The sequence below is a fragment of the Halocatena marina genome, assembly GCF_023276375.1.
GTDB classification, from domain to species: domain Archaea; phylum Halobacteriota; class Halobacteria; order Halobacteriales; family Haloarculaceae; genus Halocatena; species Halocatena marina.
Genome location: NZ_JALLPK010000001.1, coordinates 907,964 through 934,468, shown reverse-complemented (window position 1 = coordinate 934,468; position 26,505 = coordinate 907,964). Strand labels below are relative to the sequence as shown.

22 protein-coding genes are annotated in these 26,505 nt (G+C 52.7%); 11 read left to right on the top strand and 11 right to left on the bottom strand.

Translation table 11 applies throughout. The annotated features are described in order from the left end of the window. Positions 1–3 precede the first annotated feature (3 nt). From MW898_RS04455 to MW898_RS04440, 4 genes are all read right to left on the bottom strand, one after another. Positions 4–723, bottom strand: a complete 720-nt coding sequence (locus MW898_RS04455) for a class I SAM-dependent methyltransferase (RefSeq protein ID WP_248904924.1) — start codon at positions 721–723, stop codon at positions 4–6. Then, positions 707–1,402: an RNase P subunit p30 family protein gene (locus MW898_RS04450; RefSeq protein ID WP_248904921.1), complete on the bottom strand. Its 696-nt coding sequence runs from the start codon at positions 1,400–1,402 to the stop codon at positions 707–709. Before MW898_RS04450 ends, MW898_RS04455 begins: the two co-directional genes overlap by 17 nt. Positions 1,403–1,465: 63 nt before the next feature. Further along, complete coding sequence (locus tag MW898_RS04445) at positions 1,466–1,903, bottom strand: RNA-binding protein (protein WP_248904918.1); 438 nt, start codon at positions 1,901–1,903, stop codon at positions 1,466–1,468. A 9-nt stretch (positions 1,904–1,912) separates the two neighbouring features. Further along, a complete protein-coding gene (locus tag MW898_RS04440; RefSeq protein ID WP_248904916.1) occupies positions 1,913–2,137 on the bottom strand; it encodes a DUF1918 domain-containing protein in 225 nt (74 codons plus the stop codon). Between the two features lie 223 nt (positions 2,138–2,360). Here MW898_RS04440 and MW898_RS04435 point away from each other — a divergent pair, with 223 nt between their 5' ends. After that, positions 2,361–2,522 (top strand): hypothetical protein, encoded by a 162-nt coding sequence (locus tag MW898_RS04435; protein ID WP_248904914.1) that lies wholly within the window; start codon positions 2,361–2,363, stop codon positions 2,520–2,522. A gap of 179 nt (positions 2,523–2,701) precedes the next feature. On the opposite strand, the gene MW898_RS04430 is transcribed toward MW898_RS04435, so the two are convergent. Then, positions 2,702–2,941, bottom strand: coding sequence for a hypothetical protein (locus MW898_RS04430; RefSeq protein WP_248904912.1), 240 nt, complete (start codon positions 2,939–2,941; stop codon positions 2,702–2,704). Positions 2,942–3,033: 92 nt separating this feature from the next. Continuing rightward, the gene (locus tag MW898_RS04425) at positions 3,034–3,906 is read right to left on the bottom strand and encodes a DolP-mannose mannosyltransferase (RefSeq protein WP_248904909.1); all 873 of its coding nucleotides are present in this window, start codon (positions 3,904–3,906) and stop codon (positions 3,034–3,036) included. A gap of 461 nt (positions 3,907–4,367) precedes the next feature. Here MW898_RS04425 and MW898_RS04420 point away from each other — a divergent pair, with 461 nt between their 5' ends. The 5 genes from MW898_RS04420 to MW898_RS04400 all read left to right on the top strand — a co-directional run bounded on the left by MW898_RS04420 (position 4,368) and on the right by MW898_RS04400 (position 10,340). Continuing rightward, the gene (locus tag MW898_RS04420; protein WP_248904907.1) at positions 4,368–4,928 is read left to right on the top strand and encodes an NUDIX hydrolase; all 561 of its coding nucleotides are present in this window, start codon (positions 4,368–4,370) and stop codon (positions 4,926–4,928) included. A 149-nt stretch (positions 4,929–5,077) separates the two neighbouring features. Then, positions 5,078–5,329, top strand: a complete 252-nt coding sequence (locus tag MW898_RS04415; RefSeq protein ID WP_248904905.1) for an MTH865 family protein — start codon at positions 5,078–5,080, stop codon at positions 5,327–5,329. A 261-nt stretch (positions 5,330–5,590) separates the two neighbouring features. Next, positions 5,591–6,418 (top strand): sulfite exporter TauE/SafE family protein, encoded by an 828-nt coding sequence (locus MW898_RS04410; protein WP_248909712.1) that lies wholly within the window; start codon positions 5,591–5,593, stop codon positions 6,416–6,418. 60 nt (positions 6,419–6,478) lie between these two features. After that, complete coding sequence (locus tag MW898_RS04405; RefSeq protein WP_248904903.1) at positions 6,479–8,893, top strand: heavy metal translocating P-type ATPase; 2,415 nt, start codon at positions 6,479–6,481, stop codon at positions 8,891–8,893. Positions 8,894–8,996: 103 nt separating this feature from the next. Next, positions 8,997–10,340 carry an APC family permease gene (locus MW898_RS04400; protein ID WP_248904901.1) on the top strand — a complete coding sequence of 448 codons (1,344 nt, stop codon included), beginning with the start codon at positions 8,997–8,999 and terminating at the stop codon, positions 10,338–10,340. A gap of 195 nt (positions 10,341–10,535) precedes the next feature. Here the strand turns inward: MW898_RS04400 and MW898_RS04395 are convergent, their stop codons facing one another. Continuing rightward, positions 10,536–11,000 (bottom strand): NUDIX hydrolase, encoded by a 465-nt coding sequence (locus tag MW898_RS04395; protein WP_248904899.1) that lies wholly within the window; start codon positions 10,998–11,000, stop codon positions 10,536–10,538. A 2,466-nt stretch (positions 11,001–13,466) separates the two neighbouring features. Here MW898_RS04395 and MW898_RS04390 point away from each other — a divergent pair. The 4 genes from MW898_RS04390 (at position 13,467) to agl22 (ending at position 18,236) form a co-directional block, all read left to right on the top strand. Further along, positions 13,467–13,613, top strand: a complete 147-nt coding sequence (locus MW898_RS04390) for a hypothetical protein (protein WP_248904898.1) — start codon at positions 13,467–13,469, stop codon at positions 13,611–13,613. 410 nt (positions 13,614–14,023) lie between these two features. Beyond that, positions 14,024–15,004 carry a metallophosphoesterase family protein gene (locus tag MW898_RS04385; protein WP_248904895.1) on the top strand — a complete coding sequence of 327 codons (981 nt, stop codon included), beginning with the start codon at positions 14,024–14,026 and terminating at the stop codon, positions 15,002–15,004. A 169-nt stretch (positions 15,005–15,173) separates the two neighbouring features. Beyond that, positions 15,174–15,980 (top strand): AAC(3) family N-acetyltransferase, encoded by an 807-nt coding sequence (locus MW898_RS04380; protein ID WP_248904894.1) that lies wholly within the window; start codon positions 15,174–15,176, stop codon positions 15,978–15,980. A gap of 414 nt (positions 15,981–16,394) precedes the next feature. Next, positions 16,395–18,236, top strand: a complete 1,842-nt coding sequence (gene agl22 / locus MW898_RS04375) for an ArnT family glycosyltransferase (RefSeq protein ID WP_248904891.1) — start codon at positions 16,395–16,397, stop codon at positions 18,234–18,236. Between the two features lie 194 nt (positions 18,237–18,430). On the opposite strand, the gene MW898_RS04370 is transcribed toward agl22, so the two are convergent. Both MW898_RS04370 and MW898_RS04365 read right to left on the bottom strand, forming a co-directional pair. Next, the gene (locus MW898_RS04370) at positions 18,431–19,291 is read right to left on the bottom strand and encodes an SMP-30/gluconolactonase/LRE family protein (protein ID WP_248904889.1); all 861 of its coding nucleotides are present in this window, start codon (positions 19,289–19,291) and stop codon (positions 18,431–18,433) included. 425 nt (positions 19,292–19,716) lie between these two features. Then, on the bottom strand, positions 19,717–20,838 hold the full coding sequence (locus MW898_RS04365) for a Gfo/Idh/MocA family protein (RefSeq protein WP_248904886.1): 1,122 nt from the start codon (positions 20,836–20,838) through the stop codon (positions 19,717–19,719). A 367-nt stretch (positions 20,839–21,205) separates the two neighbouring features. Between MW898_RS04365 and MW898_RS04360 the strand changes: the two genes are divergently transcribed. Continuing rightward, entirely contained in the window at positions 21,206–23,098 is a 1,893-nt protein-coding gene (locus MW898_RS04360) for an ABC transporter ATP-binding protein (protein WP_248904884.1), read from the top strand. 128 nt (positions 23,099–23,226) lie between these two features. Here the strand turns inward: MW898_RS04360 and MW898_RS04355 are convergent, their stop codons facing one another. Both MW898_RS04355 and MW898_RS04350 read right to left on the bottom strand, forming a co-directional pair. Further along, positions 23,227–24,195: a sugar phosphate isomerase/epimerase family protein gene (locus MW898_RS04355; RefSeq protein ID WP_248904883.1), complete on the bottom strand. Its 969-nt coding sequence runs from the start codon at positions 24,193–24,195 to the stop codon at positions 23,227–23,229. A 67-nt stretch (positions 24,196–24,262) separates the two neighbouring features. Continuing rightward, positions 24,263–25,003 carry a ThuA domain-containing protein gene (locus tag MW898_RS04350; RefSeq protein ID WP_248904881.1) on the bottom strand — a complete coding sequence of 247 codons (741 nt, stop codon included), beginning with the start codon at positions 25,001–25,003 and terminating at the stop codon, positions 24,263–24,265. Between the last annotated feature and the right edge of the window lie 1,502 nt (positions 25,004–26,505).

Here is a 26,505-nt window from a genome sequence, read left to right as displayed (position 1 = left end):
GGTTTACTCGTCCTCCCAATCCACATCCATGTTCATATCCTCATCCGGTTGCGCTCTGTTTGCTCCGTGCTCTGCAACGAGCACGCCGACCTGATCGTGGACCCGCTCGACGCCTGTGAGGGAAAATCCAGCGTCGGTGAGAGCATCGGCATGCAATCCGACGGTCGCGGGGTCGTCGACTGCTGGATTATAATATTGTTCTTCGGGATCTGGCGCACCAAAGAACATCACATCACCGAGCACGAATTTTCGCGGGCCAAGTGCGGCGATCACATCGATCGCTGCTCGCTTTTTTGCATCGCTCAGGTGGTGTAACGCGAAATTCGAGACAACGATATCGACCGAACCATTGTAATTCGGTTCTCGGAAGGTACCTGTACCGAACTCGACGTTTTCGATTCCTGCTGCGTTCGCTTTTTCACGTGCTTGTTCCAGCATCCCGTCGCTGATGTCGCGGCCGACGACGCGCTTTGCCCGTGGTGCGAGTGCGAGTCCGATCGCACCGGTTCCGGTTCCGAGATCGAGGACGACATCCTCCGGTTCCGGGTTTGCGTGTTCGACAACGAGGTCCACACAAGCACGATATTCCTCGGCGTCGTCACCGTTCTCATCCGTGCTTTCACAGCTGTGTTGACCGTGCGTGGTTTCTTGACTGTGGCGCTCGTCGTAGTCCTGCGCGTACTCATCGAAGCGGGCCGCGTGTTCTTCAATCGTCTTCTTCATATCGTCCTTTTCGGACACCTGGCTCAATGAACGAATCGGAACTTCGATCCCGGTTGCGCGCCACAATCCGACCCCACTCACAGAGACCGTTGTGAATTTGTTCGTCGGTAAAGCCAATCGTGGTGCCCACAGCGGCGAGTTCGCGCGGCGCTCGCAGATGAAGGTGACTACTCGCGTCTGCACTCACCACATACGGAACATCGTACTTCTCAACCAGTGTACGGAGTTTTCTGAGCCCCCGAAGCGCCTGTACGCGCACACCACCGTTCGCACGAAGGACGCGGGCAAAGTTGAATTCGACGCGAACAGCGTTGTCGGCCGCAGCACGCGCGAGGACGTGATTGAAATCGCCGTCAGTCATCGGATGAGCAAGCACGTCGACCCGTTCGTCCTCGCACGCGAGGCGATTGAGACGCCCACCATGGACACAAACGATCGTCCGTTGTGACCGTTGGCTCGTGATAGCTCCCGATGCGTGTGATCGATTATCTGCGCGTATTTCGACACCATCGACCACATCAATACCAAACTCAGACGAGAGTGTTTCGGGGTCGTAATCCGCCACCGTGTCGTCGTGGTTTCTGACAATGAGACCCTCGTATCCCTGTTCGGAGGCTGTGAGCGCGAGGCGTGCGACCGTGCTCTCACCGTCGGGGCGTGCGTGAGCAGTCTCGTACATGGTGAAATTTGATGGTAGATGGTTTGATTTTGGTTTAGTGATCACGAATCCCGATAGAACCACTCACTCTGCCATCTCACCGAATACATCGCTCACGCTTTCGATGGCGGACGATTTTTTAGCCGGATACGCCTCAACTTTGGCGCGAACCGACAATCCTTCGCCGAGTTCCACGTCACCGGCAAGTGCAGCTTGTTTGTCCAAATAGAGATATAGCTCGCAGTTCTCGGTGACGCGCTCATCGAGTTCCGCACCGAGTTGCGCTCTTTGATCGGGATGCATCCGGCGAAGCTGTCCGAGAACGTGTCGGATGTCGTCTGCTCGTTCGACGCGAGCAGATAGCACGACGATCCGATCACCTGCGTGCCCAGTGTTCTCGATGCGTTTGATCTCGAACTCCTCGGGAAGAAGCGTCCGGAAAGCGCTCTCGACGCGCCGTTCGTCTTCTGTGGCGTAACAAAACGCCTGCAAATCGATGTAATGAAAGGGAACACTCGACACGGTATACGGTTAGTTTTCAGTCTCGTTTTCGGCTTCGGAGCCGTCTTCACTATCGTCCGCTGCGGGTTCAAGTGAATCCTCTGGAACACCCTGTTCTTGGCCGTCCTCGAAGCTCACGGTGTACGTGGCATCGCCGAACATGGTCTCCATTACCTGTGTGATCCGACCGGTATCGCCGTCGTGTTCGCTGTGTTGATCGTGGAGTACAACACTCTCGTCTTCTTCAAATGCCATACCTACCGTTATCCGACGGCTGGACAAAAAGACCCTGTTTTGAATTCCTTAGATGTACGAAAGCCAATCGGATGACGGAGGGAGGATGCATGATCCACCGCACTCGTTGCCATTCTTGTGGTGAGATGTCAAAATGGAGTTACCGATGTTCTGAATGTGGACATGACCTTGCTGGCTCAAATCGTGGCGTCGGAGCCGAAATGGCAAGGACGATCCAAGAAGCATGTCGGATCATGCGACCGGTGACGGGGTCATAGTTGACGGTCGCTATGAGGTCAACGAGACGTCCGTAACACTGTGTAAGTCGACGTGTTTCATCGGCTTCGGAATCCTCTATCCGGAAATCGACTTCGTCCGAGCGATGATCGGGCCGATATTTGAATAATCGTCCAGTTACGGATTGCAACACCGTACGTGGGAGAATCTAATGAGTGCGATGAATAGTTTCGAACACTAATAGGGAACGAGCTATCGAGTGGTTCGCATTCAGTGGCCTACAAGATGGGCGACGGGACGATTTATGTCTGGAACGCGAATTGGAAATTTTAATCTTCTGCGACGAATTCACTGCAATCCGAGCGCAATCCGGACAATCCGCTCAAAGTTATGACCACATGTCGATCCAGCTGGTAGCCCGGCTTCCCGGGCAGGGCCAGTGAGGTATGCGTCGAATCCTTTTTTGATGAAACAGTCAGATGAAGGCGGGGTTGCAGTCCAATAGTGCCATTGCATCGATCCGACCTCGTGAGTCCACGGGCCGGGCTGAATCGGGCTGACGCCGCCGAAGCCGACTGCGACTGTCACGACGGATAGTAAAATAAGTATTGTATGCTCGTCGAGGACACGCCCAAGTGCGCCATATCCTAGCGCACAGCAGGCGAGTAACGGGAGCAAGTCTATCCCAGCGTCGAGATCGAAAACGAATACTTGGAGGATAAACCATCCAGCCAAGATAGAGAGCCAGAGACCGGGGTCTGCCGCTGTCGGGACCGATTGAGCACGCGGCGTTTTATTGCAGTGGCTGCTGGCAGTAGTGCCCCGAGCACCCCAATGATCACTGCGGGGACTGCCGGACCGAGAATTGCGACGAATTTATCGATGCGCACAGCGAGTGGCATGTCCTCGCTGGCGATGATAGGAAAGAAGATGACCTGTTCGAGCATGTCACCGACGGCTAATATTCCGGCTAATGCGATCGGCAGGATGACCACGATCACCACGACAACAATCCCGGCCAGTGATCGGATTGTGGCAGACCAGTCACGTCGAACGGCAGTTTGTCCCAACACGAGTACAGGGAAGATAGCACCGAACTGCCAGAATCCAGCCGCGACCGCAGCGCTGGCTCCGGCTCCCGCTGGCTGCTCGCGGGTCAATAGCCAGACCGAAAGGAGACCGAATGCGACCGTGAAATATTTTGGTCGAAAGCCAGGGTACGAATAATAAAGTGGGAAAAACAGCACGGCAGTCCCAGCAGCATATGCAGCGCGCGGGTCTCTTGCTTGCTGATAGGCAAGTTGTCCGACGAGAACGACGATTCCCACGACGGCTGCGGAAGTCGTGAAGTCTGCAAGGAACACCATGAGAAACGGATCGCCACCACTTATGACGGCAATCAGCGCCGCAAATTCGTGCGTGACTGGCGGCTTGATGTCAATGAGATTTCGATATGGAGTGACGCCATTAGTAACCCATGACCTGCCACTAAACAGGAAAAATAACCCATCTCCATTTATTTCTGGCCGACCTGATCGAGTGAAATTTGACACTTTAACAAAAAGACTCACTAAAAATGTCTGAGATATGAGCAAAAGCCTCCACCGCGTATATGCGTGTTTCTTGGCCCAATACGCCGTATTTTTGATTATATGGGAAGGGGCATTATGGGGAATTGACACATATATTGGTTTTGCCGGTTAAATATAACCTTTCCGTTTTCGGATTGTAATGTGTCGCCATCGAAGTGATGAGAAATAATTTATTGAGTAGATAATTTCCAAGATAATAGAGTTCAATTCATAACTCCAAACAAGCAAAAAGGTCGTGGTTTCTTACGTTGAGAGTGAACGTGCCGGTTCGGGTGCTGTTGCCACGAAACTGGCGATTCATATCTCATAGACGATTTATTATATAATCAATCGTACCATTCTGTAGAAAGCTTATTGGTGAGGGTGTAGTAGAGTTACATCAATGATGATCACGAAAGAGACGGGTTGGAGTCGACGGAACAATGACACTCGATGAGCTCTGGTTTCTCGCCGACCGTGCCACTCAGAGTGCTGATACTGCGTATCATCACCTGAGAGACCGGTACGACGAACCAATGGAGTTCGATCGAACCAAACACGTGAGCCGGAGTCGCTTTCGGACGCTCGCAGAGCGTATTCACGTTTCGGGAGCACCCTATGGAACACACACGATCGTCCACCGATCGACCGGAGAGTTGCTTCTCGTCCGCCACGAAGGCGTCGATATGTGGGTACTTCCCGGTGGGCAACTCAATAATGGGGAGTCATTTCACGACGCCGCTCGGCGTGAACTCTGTGAGGAGACGGGGATCGAAGTGACGTACGAAGGGCTTGCCATGCTCACGCGCATCGAACTCTGTCACGGGACGTACTCGACGTGGGGTGTCTTACCGGTGTTTGTCGCCCAAGCGGACACAACTGAACCCGACATCTGCGACCCAGACGAAGAGATCAGCAAAGCACAGTGGTTCACCGAACTTCCTGAAGACACGCGAGACCGCGACGATCTGCTCGCGTGGCGGGCGAGAACGCTTCGATCGTAATCGGCCACATTTCACCACGTACGCACACTCCAGTCCGGTACTGGCGAATATCAACCACAGTATACGAGTGGGTGTTGATAAACTTCCTTTCATTTTGCGATAGTTCTGGATGGTTTTTTGTGTGCGCTACTGCTTGGGGGAAGTGTATCATGGCAGACAAAGACGAACTCCGTGAACAGATGGTCGATGCGTTTGGCGGTGCAGATTACCCTATCAACAGCCCAATGGACCTCGTGCCAGCCCTCCCGAATGGCCCATCGACGAAATTCGAATCTGGTGACTTCTCCATGACTGCAATGGAGCTCAACACGAAGCTCGGTGGGGGAGACTTCCCCTACGAGACCCCCGAGTCCTTCGTCGACGATATTATCGACCAGCTCGAAGAGCAAGGAAATATTTAGAGACGCTGGTTCGTGAGCTCGGTTGCTCGAACTGTTTTTACAAATTCTGTCTTTCTCGCTCGATCTGCTGCTCTCGTCGATAACGATCTCGTCGTGTTTGTGGTGCGATCCGCTCATCTCGATTAATCAGCGTCAGTATGAATCGATGGAGGCCCCAACGGTGCGAATCACAAGTCGTAATGGCGTCTCGATCGTACACTCACGGAGGACATGACCGCCAGTCCACTCACGGCTGTCATCGGGTTTAGTAGCCCTCCACCGATGCTTTTCGGTGCTGTTAGTTTCCACGCTCGATACGATCTGTTCGTGTTTTTTTTGATCGGGATCCTTGGCGGTGCACACTGCATCGGCATGTGTGGACCGCTCGTTACGACGTACGCAGAGCGGATGAACGCTGATAAGGAAAGTCGGTGGGAAGGAGCACTGACACTGTATGAAGTTCGTCAGCACGGACTGTTCAATATCGGTCGAACAGTCGGCTATGCGTTTCTCGGTGGGCTGTTTGGGCTGCTCGGTGCGCTTCTGTACGGAACCGTCAGTCTTGCAGGTGTAATCACACCAGTTCAGGGCACCATCGGTGTCGTCACTGGTGGCGCGATCATCGTCATGGGGGGAACGCGGCTCGTGGGCTATCGGCAGGGGTCGGCCGAAGCAGTCGTCTCGAAGACGGGTGTTGGTTCTCTCTTCGCTCGAAGCTACGCGATTATCTCGTCTCGAATCGATCGCTGGGTCAACGGCGCCGGGATCGTCGGCCTCGGCGCGCTTCACGGGCTATTGCCGTGTATGCTGCTCTATCCCGCCTTCTTGTACGTTTTCGCACAGGGATCGCCGGTGTACGGAGCGTTGGCGCTCGGGGCACTCGGTCTCGGAACGATTCCAACCGTATTCCTCTATGGGACAGTCATCCAATCAGTGAGCGCCCGACAGCGCCAGATCGTCCACACTAGCCTTGGCGTGCTATTTGTGGTATTGGGCTACGTGCTGCTCGCAATGGGACTCATGCGTTTTGGGGTCCACCTTCCGATGGTGGACATCCCGTTCTACCAACCGCTTGGAGAACACGCTAGTCACGCCAGCCACGCTATTTGATCATCGTACAGTACACAAATAGAGTATAATCACAATATATGGAACAGAAACTGTCACACTATGTCCACTTGCACACTCTGTGAACTTCCTGTCGGCGGGCAGCCAGTCACCACAGCAGACACCGACGGGGAGTTTTGCTGTCGCGGCTGCTTAGAGATCTCACAACTGATCGACGAAGATGATGAAACAGACCTCTCGATCGCCGATGTCAGAGAGCGCGTCGATGGCAACGAAGAGCAGACCATCCCGGACGGCGCAGAGACAGCGTACCGTTCAGTGGACGGGATGCACTGTAAGACATGCGAGGGATTCATCGAGTTACTCGCCGAGGAGACAGAAGGAATTCACAGCGCACAAGCGAGCTATGCGACCGAAATGGTGCAGTTGGTATACGATCCCGACGCGATCGATCGGGGTGATATCTCAGCTGCCGTAAGCAAGCTCGGCTATCACGCGAGCGCTCCTGACGAAGAGGATACATCGATCAGAAGCCGATTCGAGTTCGGTCGGTATCGTGCGGGCATTGCAGCAATCCTCATGATGCCGGTGCTGGCGCTGTACATCTTGTTCATCTATCCCGTGTATCTCGGAATCTATCCGGAACATTTCCTTTATGGCTCTGCAATCGAGTCGATGGTCTTTGGGCCGCTCATCGTTTGGAGCACGCTCATTGTTATCGGTCTGGGCTATCCGATCTTCCGTGGGGCGTACGTGAGCCTCCGGGTCGGACAGCCCAACATGGATGTTCTCATCTCGATCGCGGTGTTGGCGGCGTATCTCTATTCGGTGGGGACATACTTTGCGGGCGGACGCGACCCGTACTTCGACGTCGCAGTCATGGTCCTCGTCGTCGTTACGATCGGGAACCACCTCGAATCACGAGTCAAACGGAAAGCGCTCGGGAATCGCTCGACGCTCACAGAATCACGCGTCACCGAGGCCCGCCGACTGTGTGAGAACGGAACCGAGACGATCGATATCGAGGCGTGTACGGCAGGTGATCGCTTGCTCGTCAAGCCTGGCGAGCGTGTGCCAGTTGATGGGACCATCGTCGAAGGGACGGCTGCCGTGGACGAGGCGCTCATCACGGGTGAATCAATCCCGCAGACAAAGTCTGTTGGAGATCATCTACTTGGAGGATCTGTGCTCACCGACAGCGCAGTAGTCATTGAAGTCGGAACGGATGCGACCAGTACGATCGACCGCCTCGTCGAGTTGCTCTGGAGCGTCAAAAGCTCTGATTCGGGCGTTCAGCGGTTCGTCAACCGATTCGCGCTCGTGTTCGTCCCGCTCGTCATCACTCTCTCGGTGGGCACAACCGGACTCTGGCTCCTGCTCGGTGCCTCGTTGAGCAAAGCTGTGCTGGCCGGGGTTTCCGTACTCGTCATCTCCTGTCCGTGTTCGCTTGGTATTGCAACGCCGCTCGCACTCGCAGCGGGAAGCAGGGACGCCTCCGAAGAGCAGATTCTCATCATCAACGAGAACGTCTTAGAGCGGATCGATGACTCCGAAATCGTCGTGTTCGATAAGACCGGAACGCTCACCACGGGCGAAATGAGCGTCACAAATGTCGTTGAAAACGGAGATGCCGTCCTCGCCCGAGCCGCAGCGGTCGAACGCCGATCAAGCCATCCGATCGCCGCGGCAATCGATGAGGCTGCACCGCCGACAACTCAGACGGTCACCGAATTCAAACGGGACGAACGCACCGTTTCTGCGCTCGTCGATGGGGAACGGGTGTTCGTTGGGCATCCTTCCTCGTTCGAATCCGACGAATGGACCGTTCCTTCGACTGTTCAGGGTGCCATCGATACGGCGTATCAATCAGGAGAACACCCGACAGCAGTCGGCTGGAACGGCACCGTCGAAGGTATCATCACGGTTCAGGATACCCCCCGCGAAGAGTGGGAATCAGTCATCAGAGCGCTCGCCGACGAGGATCGGGAAATCGTCGTCCTGACCGGCGACGACGAACGGCTGTCTCGGCAGTTCGGCGAGCATCCCGCGGTTGACCACGTCTTTGCTGGCGTTCGGCCGGAGTCAAAGAAAGCGATCGTTCGCGGGCTCCGCGAGCGTGGGACGACCACGATGGTCGGCGACGGAACGAACGACGCGCCTGCTCTCGCAAGCGCGGATCTCGGAGTTGCGGTGTCGAGCGGGACGGAGATAGCGATCGAAGCCGCTGACGCTGTGATTATGAACGATCGGCTGGAATCGGTCTCTACGATCTTCGAGCTGGCGCGGTCGACTCGAGGACGGATTAAACGGAATTTGGCGTGGGCAGGTCTGTACAACGTGATCGCGATCCCGCTCGCGATTGCTGGACTCATCAATCCACTCATCGCCGCGGCGTGTATGGCGATCAGCAGTCTCGTCGTCGTCTACAACTCGAAACGTCGACTTATTCCCGACGAGAGCCACTCTCAAGAGTCCGAGCAGTTCGAACACGAACGATCACGATCACAGCCGACCTGACGGTCGGGTGCTGTCGCACGGTTCTCGTAGTCAGTGAGAGTGCAAACGGTACGCACATCGAAGACGAAGGATTCAGGGGTGACAGAGAACGTATCAGCATTTGATGGGATTCAAGCGAGAATTGGGGCTGTACGATTGTGTCATTCTGAGCCTCGGTGGGATGGTGGGCTCTGCGATCTTCGTTTTTCCGGGATCGACCGGGCGATTAGTAGGTCCCGGCGCGGTCGCTGCGTGGTGTCTCGCGGGGGTACTGATGCTTCCGATCGCACTGTGTTACACCGAACTCTCGCTTGCTTTCCCCGAGACGGGAGCGCCGACAGTCTTTCCCTATGAGACGCTCGGTCCGTCACCGTCGGTCCGTGCGTTTGCGAGCTATCTCGAAGGGGTTGGCTACACCGTCGGCTGGGTGTTTGGTCTCACGATCTCAGCGCTCGCGATTGCGGACTATCTCGGACAGATACTCCCAGCAGCAAGCGGTCACGCAACCCTTACAGCACTTGTTGCGCTCGGGTTGGCTGCCACGGTGAACATTCTCGGCATCAATATCACCAGCCGAGCGAACCTCGTGTTGGCTGCAGTGCTCCTCGCGGTGTTAACTGTGTTCGTTGCGGCAGGAGCAGCGCACTTCCAGCCACGAAACTACGACCCGCTCATCACTGGTGGACCGCTGGATTTCTTCGCTGCCGTTCAAATAGCGATCACAGCGTACGGCGCGTGGACCGTAATCCCGGCAACGATCGAGGAGATACAGGACCCGGACCGAACAGTTCCTCGGGCGATTGTGCTGTCGCTATCGATCGCGACGCTCCTCTATGTGAGTATTGTCGCTGTTGTCTACGGTGTTGTCGATCTGTCCCAATTCGTGGATGGGAGTCTCGCTATGACTGCACCGCTGGGAGTAGCAGTGGACACGATTGGAATCTCGTGGCTGCGCTACCTCACCGCAGTCGCTGCGATCACAGCAATCTTCACGACACTGCTCGTGGGAATCATGAGTTCGAGTCGAGTTCTCTTTGCACTCGGTGACAATAACACACTTCCAGCGGTGTTTGCAAAGACAAGTGATCGGTTCCGAGTCCCGTGGGTAGGGGTCATCGCTGTTACTGGTGTTGCGGGAGCACTCGCTACAGTGCCACGGTATTTTTCACAGCTGTTGGTTATCGCTGCTGTCGTGGGAACCGGCATTCCGTATGCGATCAACATCCTGGCTTTCGTCGGACTCAGGTACTACCGCACAGACGTTACCCCCTCGTTTCGAGCACCAGGCGGGTACGTTCTTCCGAGTGTTGCGTTCGTCGTCCTCGGTATCGCAATGTTTGGATTGGGAGTAACCGAACTGGTGTGGTCTGTCGGTGCGCTCGCACTCCTCAGCGGATACTTTCTCGTTCGAGTGACGCTGCATTCACACGTGATCGAGCGTCCGTCTCCGAGAAACGAGTTGAGATAGCTCACACAGTCGGTACGCGTCTCGACACACTGTACGCTGCTATTTCTAGGCTATTAATGAAACACCCCATACACTCGCAGCGCTGCTTGAGTAGAATGCAGAACGAATTGACTTCGAGCGATTGACGCATCGTGTTGGAATCGCCTGTTGACACACGAAATCGTGCTCAGAATTGATGATTGAACACAGCGGCTTCTATCTACGCTCAGCCATCCGAATTGCCTCGATACCGATCTGGACCGTGTCGGGGGCGAGGTCACTGTGCTGGAGTTTTTCGGGTGTGTACCACTTCCATGCCGCTGCTGGTGTCTCGCCGACAGCGGGGTCTATCGTCCGGTCGTCGACTATCGCATAATAAATCTGATCAATATGCTGGTGTCCAACTATTCCATCATGAACGTTCACGTCGTAGAGCAACTGATGACGAGGACGAGGGAGCGTCTCAGCAGGGTCAGAAACGTCAGGTGTGTCATCGAGGAGTGTTGCCGTGAGACCTGTCTCTTCGCGGACTTCGCGGAGTGCCGCCTCGTGTGGGAGTTCGTCTCGGTCGACGTGACCACCGGGTGGAACGACGATCCCTAACCGCTCGTGTTCGTGAAGGGCTGTCGCACCATCGTTGACGATGTAAACTGTCGCAGTCAAGTGACGTGTTGTTTCCATAAACTCAGAATTGAATAACAGATACGTGATTGTTATGGAACTCGCTAATCTGATCAATCTCAGGACGAATCAGCGTGGGCATTAACGTTCGGTTGTATAACGTAGAGGTCGGCGAATATATCGGGTTGATCGTAGTGAGTCCTCGTTTTACAGAAATAGCGAAATGGATAGAACTGAAATTCAGATGATGCATCTGGAGAAGAATAACGAAGACACGTAGACGATCTGACTTCAAGAGTTAATGTAGAAGTTTATACTCACATTTATAGAGTATCGTACTCATCTAATGGATTAAGTTAATGTCTAAAATATTATCACTCAAACACCAACTATTCAGTACATGATTCGTTACGATAGACGAATCACTAGTCCTTCGATCGATTGATTGCGAGAATAGATAATAAACATAGGTGTGTAGATCGATAGCAAGACGATCTTCTGTCCTTTTCACAGCGAGCATATATGATTTACAACAGTGTGATTATTTTTGAATTGGTCAGTAGCTACCGACTACTGTACAAGGATGAGAGTCCATCGTTTGTCCTCACAGTGTGACGAATAATGTATTATAAAGATATGCTTTCATAGATAGTTGGTCATCGATACGATTAATTCGTACAACATCAGGTGTAAGCCATTACTCGAACCACTCCTTCTTGATATCAACGTCATTAGTTATGCCATCATAATCAACAACACACTGTGATCGGATAACATTATGATTATAAACAAATCTACGAAAGATGCATAAACTAGTGAATACTTGCAATAGAGCAATCCATAATTGTATAATTCGATAATAGCTCATCCTGAATCCGTAGTTCCTCTGTTTAGTGATGGACAAAAACGCTTTCTTTTCGTAACTATTCATATAATCGTATGAGGTTAGTGATACACGTGATGTTGTATATGTGAATTTATTTTTGATTAGTTGTTCAGATGGCGGCGAACTGTTCCACCAGTGTGATAGCAAGAGGGCGAGACTACCGTGTGTATTTCTATTGTAGCGAGCTGCAGATCCATCGATTATCCTCAAACAGATCCAACAATCATTATTCTGTCGCCTATACACAGATGAGCATTACAACAGTATTACTGTAACGGGTGAGTACGAGCGAAGATCTTCGTGCATTTGGTATCGGGAATCTCTATAATTGGGTTCGAGCGTATTCCCAACAGGACCATCCGATGGTGCTGAGTTCACGTGATTCCAACCGCAGTCAATGGTGTATCGTAGCAATACAGGTGGTGTGGGAATCATTCCAGACATAACTTCGTTCAGTATGGTGCTGTCTGTACAGCTTGCTATCTGGTGTATCGATCTGCTCTCGGATGGCGGGCAATCAGCAAATGACTGCTGTAGATCTACTGATCGCATCGTAGGGAGATAACCAAGAAACGAAATCTTCCGTCTCGAGCGAATTATATGAATTGGTACGGACGGGTCATCCACGATTACTAACACGTCCTCGTCTAAGCTGTGCTCTGCTGCGGCCAACACTCGCATTCATTAGATAGGAAATTCACTACGTAATGCGCTTTACACTGGAAATATGGTATATATCGCTATTTTTTCGAGGAGAGAACCCCAATCACCAGAATAAGGCAGACTGGAGCAAAAAATGAGTCAAATATGTCGAAGGTGAGTAGACCAGAAACATGGTAAACAATCGTGATAGAACGGTGAAACCACCGTCTAATTCACGCAGTATTTGCTGCTTCGATGCTGTTTCACCCCACATTTCACTGGAAACCCAGTTGCCAATGTAGGTTGTTCACATGGCACGTTCGAAGGAGACTCGCGGTTAAGTGGAGACACGATGACAACATTATTCTTCAGCCGATGGAAACGCACGATTCTCAAATCATCACCTAACTACGGCAAAAGACACAATTGAGTTGTTCATAGTCGGCTGTGTTGATGTCTGTTGCTTTTGATCGACTCGCACAATTCACAATGACGCTTAAGGATGCACCAGCAGTGTGGGTGACCAGTAAATTGACGGGCACCGCACCGTGAGTCATTTTTTGATATCGAAGCCTCACAACGAGAGTAACGAGTCTATCTTCAGCATTCCCGAGCATCGTGGATGCTGGGGTAGCAGACTGTTACTGTTCTCCTAACCAGAAAACTATCAATTTCAGATATCGTACTACACCTATCGTGTCGCTGTCTCTGGCGGAGATATAATATTTATACGATATTTGAACACCAATATATGCACCTAGTACGGAGGATCTAACCGCCGTTGTTGGCCGGTCCGCAGTAGAGAGTAGGTATGTGTCTATTACCCTCACTGGAGGGAAATAGTTATATACTCGTGTCTGTAACACATACCTGCCGAAGCAAATGAGATCGTAGAATTTCGTTGTTCCGATCTCGCAAGCGCTGGCAGCATAAACGACCACTCACAGGTAGGCACCCGTGTCGCAACAAATGTCGTTTAACAAACACACATCCATCCAATGACCAACGTTACACCCGACTGGGATATAGACGACGCCGGCCGGTACGCTAGTATTGAAACTGGAACCGACTGTGTCCTCATCTACGACTTGGACGATCCTAATGCCTGGCTGAAGTCGGATTGCCTGACTCCCGTTCGAGAGTAACCCACCACGAAAAGATTGTGCTAGAGTGACACAAAACGATAACACGGTCTCTTGCGAACACACACGATCACTGCACCGCATCTGAACGCAGGACGATCCCTATTCTCGGTAATATCCACCAACTCCTTTGTAGGGTGATCGAAACAGAACATCTATCTGAAATCATTCTCTAGAGTACATTTCCCACGTTCGAAATGACATTTTTCACGGACGAACAATGGTATCGATCGAAGAGAGATCATCTCACGTAGAATCGGTTAAATCACGAGCGAATGCGCATTGATTCTGATTCACTCCAGTGGTTTGAACGAATCACAACAGTCCCCCAATATCTACGCTCTTTGTGAGTAAGGAGGCCATTCTCATAGTATTCGACATTCTTGCGGTTTTTGGGGCAGCTCATGAGAACGATGAACCGCCGGTCGGCATTGAAGAACCTCCGAGCAGGTCTCTTCGTCGCTAGTGGCGTGAGCCTAACTGGCTGTGTATCTGCGGGGAACGATGTACTGAGTTCAGGCAGTACAGAAACAATCTGTATCGCTGTTATCTCGGATACGCACATCAGACGTTCGTCACGCGACGAACTGACAGATTTGACTGATCAAAAACATCGATACGAGGAGTTCGTCACGGCAATGAATACAGATGTTCGCCCGGACTTCGTCGTTCATCTCGGTGATCTCATTGATGGTCGCAGCCCGGACAATGACCCATACTGTAGTGAGGACACTGCTGTCCACCGCATTTCAAAAGGGAAGCGACTCATCCACGACAGACTTTCTATGCCGACATATACGGTAATGGGCAATCACGAGTACAAAGGCCCCAACTGGGATCGAGAACGAATACGGCGCGCGATTAACGATCAGTGGACACGGCGTAGCGATACGTGGTACTGCATCGACCGAAAGGGCGTCCGGTTTCTCTTCTTGAACACGAGTTGTCCTGTCACAAACCATCGTCATCACGCCATGCCCGCCGAAGAATTTGCATGGTTGTATGACATACTGGAAGACACCGATCGGCCACTGGTTGCCTTCATGCACGTCCCAGCAACGCAAGGATGTGGGGACCGATATGATCAATTTAAGCGAGAGGACGAAGTCCGCCGTCTGCTCTCGTCTGATGAAAATCCGAACGTCATTACTGGAATCTTCGGACACAGCCACCACAGTGATTCGTGGAATCGGCTACGCAGCCAACACGACGAGTATGGAACGATGTACTATCACACATCAAATATCCACGAGTGGATGGGAGACAGCTCGCAGATCCCGTGGGCAGTCCTAAAAATCGATCTTCAACGTGATCGGTTTCGGTTCTCTGCCGGCGCAGGCGTCACCGATTCAGGTGAATATAGGACGACGTGGATCCAGTCCATAGCAAACTAAGCCGGTCGCGTATTTTGAAATTTCAGACGACGCGTGCCAGGTATGTACACGCTGGTGTATTAAATTTCGGTACGGTCACCGAGAGTTGAGCCGTGAGTACCACGATCTCCTCACCTGCGGCGATCCAGTGGATATAAAGGTTGATTTGTAGTGCTTTCGACGTGTAGTCATGAGCGAAAAAGAAGCAATCGAGCAATCGGATACACCAATCACAGCACAATCACTCGCTTCAGATTTGCGTACGCTCGGCGTCGAACGTGGCGATATACTCCTCATCCATTCCTCGTTGAGTGCTCTCGGATGGGTTTGTGGCGGTGCGCCAGCGGTCATCGATGCACTCAGAGATGTAGTGACCGAGAAAGGCACGCTCGTGATGCCGACACACACCGGCTACACTGACCCGGCAGACTGGTCGAACCCACCAGTTCCAGACGAATGGGAAGAGAATATTCGGGAGTCGATGCCACCGTACCGACCAGCAGTCACACCAACACGCGGAATGGGGGTCATCCCCGAATGTTTTCGTACCTATCCAGAGACCCTCCGCAGCGACCACCCTGCTGTCTCATTTGCAGCGTGGGGAGCAGCGGCCGAATCAATCGTCACCGATCACGCCCTGGATTATAACCTCGGAGAGAATTCACCACTCGCCCGCGTATATGAACATGATGGAAGCGTGTTACTTCTTGGTGTTGGTCACGATGGCAACACATCACTCCACCTCGCCGAACACCGTGCAGCCATCGCAAAAGCGACAGTAGAAAACGGCGGTCCAATACTCGATGACGGCGAACGAATCTGGGCAGAATACGAGACGATAGAGGAGCGTACCGATGACTTCGCCGAACTCGGTGCCGACTTCGAACAGACGAGAGAGGTGATGAGCGGGACCGTCGGTACAGCAACAGCCACTCTCATGAATCAACGAAAGTTGGTCGATTTCGCTGTCGAATGGTTCGAGACGAATAGACAGTGATCGTCGTCTTGTCTCTCGATGCAACATTACTGGTCCGTCTACGAAATTACGTGCCTACCGTGATCGTTGCTGTGAATTGATGAACCACGTCAACAGTATAGCAGATTTAGAGTATAAACTAACATCTGTTATTTCAGTCGTGTATGTTATTCTCGATCTATGGAGGAGACAGAGAGTACAGATACCAGAACAAACAATCTGGGCATAACGAAGCGACAGACAAGTGATGTGAATCCCATACTTCGCCAAGAGCGGAGGTAGTACGTTCTATTCATACACAACATCCAATCACTGTCGGAACGTCTTGTTGTGATTTGAGTAACAGTAATAGTGTCAACCACAATGATCTGCTCCATTGAAGATTTGTGCCCAGAATACTAGATTTTATATATCTATCATTTCGAAGGAATCGATATGCGGCGAGTCACGGGTGGATTGCTTGGTCGTGCAAAGCGGCAATTCATCGACGATATCACATCAGATCCATACCTTCTGTATATCCTCGTGTTAGCGGCGGTAATGGCGGGATTTTGGTTTTGGCACCGGATTCCAAATTTTGCAACACGAGATGAACGCTGGCGCATCAACAATCCGATGGTTGCTGTCGGGTTCTTCATCGATGAGCCAGGGATTGACTCGTTGCTACAAGGAATTGCTTGGGGTCGAGCGTACGGAGCGACGTTATATCTCTATGGAATCGCCATCATTCCGGTCTTTGTTGTTGCGTTCTTCCTCGGACAGCTCGACGCATTCACTGCTATTCCGGGAAATCAGTCGATCAGCCTGTGGACACACTGGTATCAGATGCCAAAGTGGATCTGGACGTGGAGTCTTCTACTTTCGCGTCTCACGAACGTCGTTTGTGCGGTCGGATGCGTCTACGTGCTCTACCGCATTGGAACGACGATGCGTGACCGAATGACAGGGCGTCTGTCGGCCATCTTGTTATCGCTCACGTGGGGGTTTCTCATCTCGGCGCACGAGGTTGGCGAAGACATCCCAGCGTTGTTTTTTCTGCTTCTCGTCGTCTACTGCGGTCTCCGATACGCTCACACGGGGGATAAAGCGATATATCTCGCTGGGTGCGCAAGCGGTGGTATTGCCATCGCGTTCAAACTCACTGCCGGAGCGAGTGTGTTACTCCTCGGAATCGCGTATCTCCTGTACGTACGTAATGCAGGCACAGCGTGGCGAGAGGCGCTGATACGACCGCGTCTCATTACTGTCGGGATTGTGGTCGGTGCTGCACTGATCGTCATTGGCTATCCAAGCGTATTTGCTCCTGGTCTGGATCGGCTTCTGGATCGGATGCAGCGGGGACTGGTGAACAAAAGCCAGTCGTACGGATGGCGAGTCGAACCAAGCTGGTGGTGGATTCTCCGTGGCTATCTCCACGGATTGGGCGGAGCGCTGTTTGTCGCAGGTTGCTGTAGCGTTGTGGTGAGTCTTCCCCGATTGAGAGAGCGAACACAAGAGTCCGATGCCATCGTGTTGTCTATTGTTGGGATCGGTGCGTATCTCTCGGTGTACGCCGGCTGGTCGTATGTACGCACGCATCACCTCCTTCCAACGTTTCCGTTGCTCATTCTCCTTCTTGCGGCAGTTTTGACGCGCTTTTACAACCGGAATCGGTCGCTTGCCAGTCCGCTTATTGTCGTTCTTTTGCTCTCAAGCAGCGTGTATGCTGGTGTTGGTGTTCTCGGATACGCAACCCAACCCCGAAATGAAGCCACAGAGTGGTTGAGAGCGGACGCATCATCGAACGCGACAGTAGAAACGTATCTGATGGACCCACAGGAAGCAGCTGTTCCACATGGAATGCGTATTAATCACCCGAACTATCGAGAGACCCCTGTTGACGGGAAAACAATCCGGATGTCATCTCCAGAATGGGTGTTGGCCATGCCCCACCGCTGTCCGACGTATATCGAGCTCACCTTTCCCAGGGCGCTCCAGTATCTCGCTCCAGATGATCGAAATGCTCGGACGACGGTTCTGTCCGATCCTCGATTAACGGACTACTACCGTAATTTGCTCGCTGGAGATCGATATCCATACACGGTCGCTGCCACGTTCGGACCTCGTCCCTCGTTCCTTGACGGGAAATCAGAGGACTCCCGATTGCCGGAGCTTGTTCGAGTTGGGGTGGTCCCGTGGACCATTCAGTACGGAGATCCACAAGATATGGGCATCGATCAGTATACCGTGATTCTCAAGCGAACCGGCAGCTGTCCTCCGCAAGATGATACTGATTAGTCTCCAAATGACTGAACGCACCTCATCGAGAGACAATCGAAAATGGCACAATTACTAAGTGTACCGTGACGATCATGTGCGAAGAACAGCAATTGAGGAGAGACAGACACGATCAAAGCAGAGACATTCGGTTCTACACATGTGTATAGCTATTAGATCTCGAACGCTCGAAAACAGTACGACGCGCTGTCGTCTTATAGTCCGACCCGTGATTGAAACTCGGGAACGCCGTTCACGTCGGGTGTGAATCGGAACAGTGCGCCTGCACCGTCTCCCTCAACAGAACGATCGTTGCCAGCGGTCGCGGTCGTCACGTACGCTTGATCGTACTCGGGGCCACCAAACGTGATGCATGAAACCTTCCGCGCAGGCAACTGGACACGGTCGACGATTTGGCCGTTTTCGGGATCGTGGCGAACGACACAGCCACCGTTCCAGCGTGCTGACCAGACGTACCCCTCAGCGTCGACCGTCAGCCCGTCGGGAGATCCCGGCCCACCGACTGTTTCGACGAAAGTACGTCGATTGGACAGATCGCCGGTTGTAGCGTCGTAATCGAACGACCAGATCGTCTCTGCGTCAGTCTCGGCGAAGTAGACCTTGGCTTGATCAGGAGAGAATCCCAGCCCATTCGAGACCGCGACATCAGAGATGAGCATCGTCACTGTTCCATCGGTGTCGAGGCAGTACAGACGTCCCTCGGGTGGCATCGTTCCACAGTACACGCGTCCCTCTGGGCCTGCAATAACGTCGTTGAACCGTGAACCGCGTTCTTCCGGGATCTCTTTGATGATGGTCTCCTCTCTGCCGTTGTCCCAGACAGTAATTTCGCCATCTGCCTTGAACAACAGCAATGAGCCGTCTGCTTGGATCGTGAAGCCACCGACTGGCGAGCCACTGTAACACTGTTCGTGCTCGCCGGTATCGAGATCATAGCGATACATGTGCCCATTCGGAATATCCACCCAATAGAGACAATGCTCGTCGGGGTGATACAATGGACCCTCGCCCGTTTCATAGGCGTGCTCAACGACGCGTTCCACTTTCCATGACATATGATATCCAAGTATTGTGTCCATCAATATAAGTGTACCCAGACGGGACAAAATCAGTCACAACACCAGAAGGATCGAGGAGTGAACTATGACCAAATCGGAACAAAGATGCTCACCTCAACATATATTTTTAAAGTTTTTCGTGACACCGTAACGTCAGAATGGGTGTCTTGTGATAGTGCATCAGATGTGTATGCTCAATTCCGTAGTAGAGCCACCAGCGACTCATCTGGTCCGAATGTGTTCTGGGATTGTTCTATTATGACGACGGTGATATGCCTTACTAAATCAATCAGCAGGTAATAGAGAGAGGAATCTTCCAACGAGACGCTCACAAGGAGGCCCGAAAGACACATCAGTTACGCTCAGACTGGACAATCAAAAAACGAGCACAATTTTTTGTGCAGGTGTACTTCGTGAGGGACCTACTCAACCGACACCCACTCGGCGCGTTCGTCGGACTGTTCGATGGCATCAAGAATGCGTTGGACCGTGCATCCGTCTGCAAAGCTGGGTTCGTACGGTGTCTCGTCGCGCACACTCGTGAGGAATTCGTAGTTTTCGTGAACGAACGTGTGCTCCCAGCCAATGACGTGGCCCGGCGGCCACCAGTGATCGACGTACGGATCATCGGGGTCAGTGACCATGACCGTCTGGAATCCACGGTTGCCCGATTCGAGCAGTTCGAGTTCGTTCAGTCGTTCGAGCGAGAATCGCAGACTGCCTTTTGAACCGTTTATTTCGATGGTGTTGTCGTTCTTGTGCCCCGTTGCAAAGCGCGAAGCCTCGAACGTTCCCATCGCACCGGATTCGAATGCCACCTGCGCCGAGTACGCATCATCGACTGTTACTGGGCGTGTTTCGCTGTCATCGTCGTCGGGATCCACCGGTCGTTCTTCGACGAACGTCTGAAGGTGGCCCGAGACGCGGTCGATCTCGCCAGCTACATCCCCGACGAGGAACCGGGCGAGGTCGATAGAATGAGCTCCCAAATCGCCGAGTGACCCGCTGCCAGCAAGGTCTTTTGAGGAGCGCCAGCTCCACGGTGCGTCCGGATCGACCAGCCAATCCTGTAGATATCGTGCCCGGACGTGGTTGATCTCACCGAGATCTCCGTTCGCGATGAGTTCTCGTGCGTACTGGATTGCAGGCACATAGCGGTAGTTGAACGCAATTCCCGCAATCGCATCCGTCCCACGAGCGGCATCCGCCATCCGTTCTGCGTCCGACAACGTCGGTGCGAGTGGCTTTTCACAGAACACAGACACGTCTTGTTCGAGCGCCGCAATCGATGGCTCGGCGTGGACGTGATTCGGTCCGAGATTGTAGAAAACATCTATCTCGTCCAGCGCATCTTCCCACGCAGTTGCCGTGTGCGTAAATCCGAGCTGATCGGCTGCATTCTTGAGTGCGTGTTCGTCACGCCCAATGAGCACGTGCCGATTCACTTCGGGAGCATCCGAGAAGAACATCGGTAATCGCGCGAGGGCATTCGCGTGTGCTTCACCCATAAACCGATAGCCGAGAACACCGATATCGAGTGTCATGCACCTGAATTTCTCGGCTGAAACTTAGTGCTTTCTATATATTAGGTAACCAGCATGGAGGATGCTACGTACCAGTTTCCGATAAAAAGAGCTTGGCTGATGTGTCGCCGCTGCAGTGAAACTGAGACACACGATGATCATCGCATTCGTGGTGTGATGGTGACGAGAAACAGTGGGGAGATCCGGAGACTGTTGCTGTCTTCGGAATAAATTTCAGACGGTAGACCAACACCAAATAGGATGTGTTTGTCACATAACAACGACGCAGCGACAGCGGACGTCACGGTTCGCTTCCCTCCTGATTGCCCACCAGAAATACCTAGACGAATTCATAGCGACTATGTGCTGAATCGAGGCGGTTTTCGAAATGCCTGATGATCATGAAGAACTTTTCATTGAGGAGCGCAAGGAGGTTTCTCGACCGATGTTTCGGCTGTTCAGCCGGTATGGGCGGAAATATCCGTTTCCAGTAGGCATTGCTCTTGTCTCGAATCTGATCTCACCACTGTTGGGGTTGGCTCCAGCGTATCTTCTCGCGCTTGCAATCGATGCGCTCTTTACCGGAGAGCGACCGTTCGCGCTACCAGTGCTACCAGCCGCGTACATCCCCACATCGACCAATGAGAAGCTGCTGTTCATTTTCGGTCTCATTCTGGGTGCGTACACATTGAACGCACTGTTGACGTGGTTTGGAAGCTGGGGCTGGGCCAAGTTCGCTGAGAACGTCCAACACGCACTCCGCACCGATGTCTACGATCAGATGCAGCGCCTTGGCATGGCGTTTTTCGCGGATAAACAAACCGGAGAGCTGATGAGCATCCTCACGAGCGATGTCAATCGACTCGAAGGATTTCTCAACGGCTGGGTCGGGCGCATTCTGAACATCCTCGTTCAGGTAGCTGGTGTCACATTCGTGATGATGACGATTAACTGGCAGCTCGGTCTCGTCGCGCTGTTGCCCGCACCGTTTCTGACGATTATCAGCTACGGATTTATCCAAACGGTTCGTCCGAAATACCGTGCGGCTCGTGGGACGTTCGGCGATCTCGCGGCACGGCTCGAAAATAATCTGAGTGGGATTGCGGTCGTAAAATCCTTCACGACGGAGCCGTTCGAATCGAAGCGCGTCAAGGAGGCGTCAGATTCGCATATGCAGGCCCGCTGGGCAGCCCGCCGGTGGAGCGTTCGGTTTGGTCCAGGCCTGACGCTCATCAACGGTGCTGGCTTTGCGGTTGTCCTCCTTGTCGGTGGCTGGTGGCTGCTCTTTGGTCCACCGCTGTTCTTCTCCGGAACGGTGTCCATGGGGACCGTCGTCATGTTCTTACAGTATACGCGTCAGATTCAGGGCCCGATGTCGCAAGCGGGCATTCTCCTCAACAACTACGAGCGGGTAAAGGCGTCTGCCGAACGCGTATTCGTCCTGATGGATCATCCAGTGACGATTCCGGAACAGGATGAGGCGATCGATCTCGACGCCACCAACGGTCATATCGCGTTCTCCAACGTCTCGTTCGCCTATCCCGATGGTGAGGAGGCGATCACTAATGTGTCGTTCACGGTCTCGTCGGGTGAGATGATTGGTCTCGTCGGGCCGACGGGATCTGGAAAATCGACGCTGATGAAACTACTCATGCGATTGTACGACGCTGACGAAGGATCAATCCGGATCGATAGAACAAATATCCGAAATATCTCGCTCCACAGCTTGCGCGGCGGAATTGGCTACGTCGGTCAGGAGCCATTCCTGTTTACCGGAACGATTGAAGAGAACATCGCGTACGGGATGGCAGCGTCCGAGTCAGAGATCATCGACGCCGCCACGCGCGCGAACGCAGACGAGTTTATCACTGACCTCGAGGATGGTTACGAGACAGAGGTCGGGCAACGAGGAGACCGCCTCTCGGGCGGGCAGCGCCAGCGTATCGCCATTGCGCGAGCTATTCTGAAGGATCCTGAAATCATCATTCTCGATGAAGCCACGAGCCACGTCGATAACGAGACCGAAGTTCTGATCCAGCAGAGCCTCGAAGAACTGATCGAGGACCGAACGACGTTCTCTATTGCCCATCGACTGTCGACCGTTCGGAACGCCGATCGCATCATCGTTCTCGAAGACGGAGCGATCGTCGAACAAGGCCCTCACCACGAACTGCTGGCTAACGGCGATCTCTACGCTAACCTCTGGCGCGTGCAGATCGGTGAGATCGAGGCGCTTCCCGACGAATTCCTCGAAGAGACAACCGCGCGGGATCGTGCGTAACTGAATCGGACGACTCTACTGACGTCCGGTTGTCTCAATCCGACGATCGGTCGGCTCTCGTTGACGTCGTCGCTACCGGAGCTCTTGACAAACCAGCCAGAGCATGCTAAAAACAATCGCAGGAGTCGTTACTCGGCCCAGTACGCTTCTCCGGGTGTGGTTTCGAACACGGCACGTTCGAGGAGATCGACGGCCTTTTCGAGCCCTTCGCGTCCACTGGTCAGTGAGTCTTCGTGTTCGATCGAAAGTGCACCATCGTAATCGACCATCCGTAGCGTCGAGACAATGTCTTTCCAGTGCTCTTCGCCGTGGCCGTAGCCGACAGACCGGAACAACCACGAGCGGTCCGGTTCTTCCGTGTAGGGAGCGGTGTCGAGGACACCTTTCACGCGCGCGTTGGACTCGTAGACACGGGTATCTTTCGCGTGGACATGGTGGATGGCGTCGTGATCACCCAAGAACCGGATCGCCTCGGTGACATCAATACCTTGCCAATACAAGTGGGATGGATCGAAATTCGCACCGATCCGATCGTTGGTAGCCTCACGGAGCGCTAACATTCCAGTCGGCTCGTAGACGAGCATGTTCGGGTGCATTTCGATGCCGACGTTCACACCGTACTCCTCGGCGTGCTCGGCAAGACTGCTCCAGTACTCTGTTGTGACTTCCCACTGGTATTCGTGCGCCTCGGCGTGCTCGGTCGGCCACGGTGCCGTGATCCAGTTGGGTGTCTCGTCATTTGGACTGCCTGCTGGAAGCCCTGAGAAACAGGTTACAACATCAACATCAAGCTGATCAGCGAGACGAATCGCTTCCCGAAGTTCGGTGTCGGCTCGTTCTGCGCGCTCTGTATCAGGATGGAGAGGGTTGTTGTGGGTTGCCAACGCCGATATCTGAAGATCATGCTCGTCGAGTAGATCGGTGAGTTCGGCTTGTGCGTCTTCGTTTGAGAGGTACTCTTCGCGTGAGAGGTGAGCATCGCCAGGGAAGCCACCAGTCCCAAGCTCGACCGTGTCGACACCGATATCAGCGAGGTATTCAAATGCATCTGCTGTCGATTGACCGCCAAGAACGGCCGTCAGTACGCCGATTTGCATGCGAGTTGAGTCACCCCAAATACAAATAAATGTTTGGGTAGATTGTCACCTCGCGGACTGCTCGAATTCAGTGGACGCTGCGCTCGTCAGTCATATCGATCGCTTCGATCGGATCGGCGTTGCCGAACTCTGGCGTTGATTCGTCACCGGGTGCTGCCCACTCGACAGCATTTGCCAGAACCTGTTGGATGTCATCCTGATGGTATACTGGGTAAGTCTCGTGACCGGGACGGAAATAGAAGACGCGTCCGTTGCCGCGTGTATAACAGCATCCCGAGCGGAACACCTCGCCTCCTTCGAACCACGAGTTGAACACGAGCGTCTCTGGTGCAGGAATGTCGAAGCGTTCGCCGTACATCTCTGCTTCGGGTACTTCGATGTACTCATCGATGCCGTCCGCAATCGGATGGCTTGGCTCAACGACCCACAGACGCTCTGTCTCGGCCGCTTCACGCCACTTGAGCGAGCAAGTTGTCCCCATCAATGTCTTAAAAATCTTCGAATAATGGCCGGAGTGGAGAACGAGCAGACCCATCCCATCGAGCACGCGCTGGTGGACGCGTTCAACGATTTCGTCTTCGACCTCATCGTGGGCTGCGTGTCCCCACCACGTCAGCACATCCGTGTCGTCGAGTACGTCGTTGGTCAATCCGTGCTCTGGTTCATCGAGCGTCGCCGTTTGTGTTTCGAATCCTCGTGATTCGAGCGCATCCGTGATAACCGCGTGAATGCCGTCGGGGTATACGTCCGCGACGACCTCACTCTCCTGCTCGTGTCGGTATTCGTTCCAAACTGTGACTGTGGTCATACACAGTACGTCTCTGGAGAGATAGTTAATAATTCGGATATCGACGTTTGATCGACGTATTCGGGGAGACTGTTTTCGAACGAATCCTCGTGTCTGATGAACGTCGACCAGTTCTGACCGTCTCACTCCTGTCGCTGGAATGCCTTCTGTGAGGGAGAACATGGTTACAACCCTGCGACACTCGCCGAGAATTGAATCTGTGGATACGGACCACGAATTTCTAAAATGAGTATCTACATACGACGTTCGACCCAAGACAACTGACCGTCGGTTGTTTGACACCCTCAAACAATAGTTCCCAGCGTCGAGACAAGTAGTCAATAATACAACCAGTGTGGGGAGATTATCACACAATAGTATGAGACACGAAAGCACGTTCGAAAACGGGTATAGCGCTTACTCACGGAGAGATGTCGCCACGGATCGCTACCCATCACGTCTTTACACAGTTACGAATGTAATACTATATATTTGAACACCCGACAGTAGCTCCGAAGAGAGCACTTTGAGTAACACCTGCATTCACACGCTGATACACCACGGATGAGTAGTTACTCGATCAAATTACTCATACCACCACAGCAGTTCGAAGCATGCGAGAGTCACTCAACACTCATATCGATCGGGAACACATAAGGAATAACCACCGCGTTCGATATGATCAAATGGATAAATATTGGTATGCAAACGATGCATTATTAATATAATATTCCAAATTAGTCCCTCAACCTTCTTTAAAATTTTAAATGATTAGATTAAGGATGCGACATCAGGTTGTGCACTCGGACGGCACTGGTGATACCATCAGAAGATCGTCGTTTGCTGATTGACTGTATCGCAAGCGAAGCTAACACTCCAATTGTTTCACACCGGACGACTCCGGCTATTTTCCGTATATTCACACTATCAGTGTTTTGTCCGGGCAAGCCCTTCGTTATCCCGAACAAATAATATTGTATATCTCGATTTGAATTGACGTGCTATCGATGAATGAATTGTGAGCGAGAGTCCGCCCTATCGACCATTCTGCCCAATATATTTGAACGCATATAAATTCCGCTATTCGACCACGAGAGAGCGGTAGATTACGAAGCTGACTCAGACCGCACCTGACGACGAAGTCATGTATTCCGAACAGATCATCTATCAGCATGGATCATTGAAATTATCTGTTTCGATAACCGACATCAGTTGCGGAAATCAACATAGAAATCCAACTGCCAGAATCGAAGGAGCCCCGGTTGACAGTTGTAACAACGAACACTCTATTGGAGATGTCTCGATGATCTCATCAGCCCATTCAGATAGTACGAATAATTCTAGTATACCCAATTGAATATTCACCGATGAGATCCGTTTGCTCGAAATACAAGTGGGATGGATCGAAGTTCATCACCACTGTATTATCGTCAATGGTGTATTTGCAAGGAACAGTTTAGTATCCACCATTTCAGTCCGCTCAAGTTCGGTTCGTGTGATCGGACCGGCTTGTGCTCACACCA

Bases quoted from the DNA above. Each gene is read 5' to 3' on its own strand.
- MW898_RS04420 (WP_248904907.1), top strand. From the start codon at position 4,368: ATGACACTCGATGAGCTCTGGTTTCTCGCCGACCGTGCCACTCAGAGT.
- MW898_RS04395 (WP_248904899.1), bottom strand. From the start codon at position 11,000: ATGGAAACAACACGTCACTTGACTGCGACAGTTTACATCGTCAACGAT.
- MW898_RS04390 (WP_248904898.1), top strand. From the start codon at position 13,467: ATGACCAACGTTACACCCGACTGGGATATAGACGACGCCGGCCGGTAC.
- MW898_RS04455 (WP_248904924.1), bottom strand. From the start codon at position 723: ATGAAGAAGACGATTGAAGAACACGCGGCCCGCTTCGATGAGTACGCG.
- MW898_RS04405 (WP_248904903.1), top strand. From the start codon at position 6,479: ATGTCCACTTGCACACTCTGTGAACTTCCTGTCGGCGGGCAGCCAGTC.
- MW898_RS04355 (WP_248904883.1), bottom strand. From the start codon at position 24,195: ATGCAAATCGGCGTACTGACGGCCGTTCTTGGCGGTCAATCGACAGCA.
- MW898_RS04435 (WP_248904914.1), top strand. From the start codon at position 2,361: ATGTCGGATCATGCGACCGGTGACGGGGTCATAGTTGACGGTCGCTAT.
- agl22 (WP_248904891.1), top strand. From the start codon at position 16,395: ATGCGGCGAGTCACGGGTGGATTGCTTGGTCGTGCAAAGCGGCAATTC.
- MW898_RS04350 (WP_248904881.1), bottom strand. From the start codon at position 25,003: ATGACCACAGTCACAGTTTGGAACGAATACCGACACGAGCAGGAGAGT.
- MW898_RS04360 (WP_248904884.1), top strand. From the start codon at position 21,206: ATGCCTGATGATCATGAAGAACTTTTCATTGAGGAGCGCAAGGAGGTT.
- MW898_RS04370 (WP_248904889.1), bottom strand. From the start codon at position 19,291: ATGTCATGGAAAGTGGAACGCGTCGTTGAGCACGCCTATGAAACGGGC.
- MW898_RS04365 (WP_248904886.1), bottom strand. From the start codon at position 20,838: ATGACACTCGATATCGGTGTTCTCGGCTATCGGTTTATGGGTGAAGCA.
- MW898_RS04415 (WP_248904905.1), top strand. From the start codon at position 5,078: ATGGCAGACAAAGACGAACTCCGTGAACAGATGGTCGATGCGTTTGGC.
- MW898_RS04410 (WP_248909712.1), top strand. From the start codon at position 5,591: ATGCTTTTCGGTGCTGTTAGTTTCCACGCTCGATACGATCTGTTCGTG.
- MW898_RS04440 (WP_248904916.1), bottom strand. From the start codon at position 2,137: ATGGCATTTGAAGAAGACGAGAGTGTTGTACTCCACGATCAACACAGC.
- MW898_RS04385 (WP_248904895.1), top strand. From the start codon at position 14,024: ATGAACCGCCGGTCGGCATTGAAGAACCTCCGAGCAGGTCTCTTCGTC.
- MW898_RS04450 (WP_248904921.1), bottom strand. From the start codon at position 1,402: ATGTACGAGACTGCTCACGCACGCCCCGACGGTGAGAGCACGGTCGCA.
- MW898_RS04400 (WP_248904901.1), top strand. From the start codon at position 8,997: ATGGGATTCAAGCGAGAATTGGGGCTGTACGATTGTGTCATTCTGAGC.
- MW898_RS04380 (WP_248904894.1), top strand. From the start codon at position 15,174: ATGAGCGAAAAAGAAGCAATCGAGCAATCGGATACACCAATCACAGCA.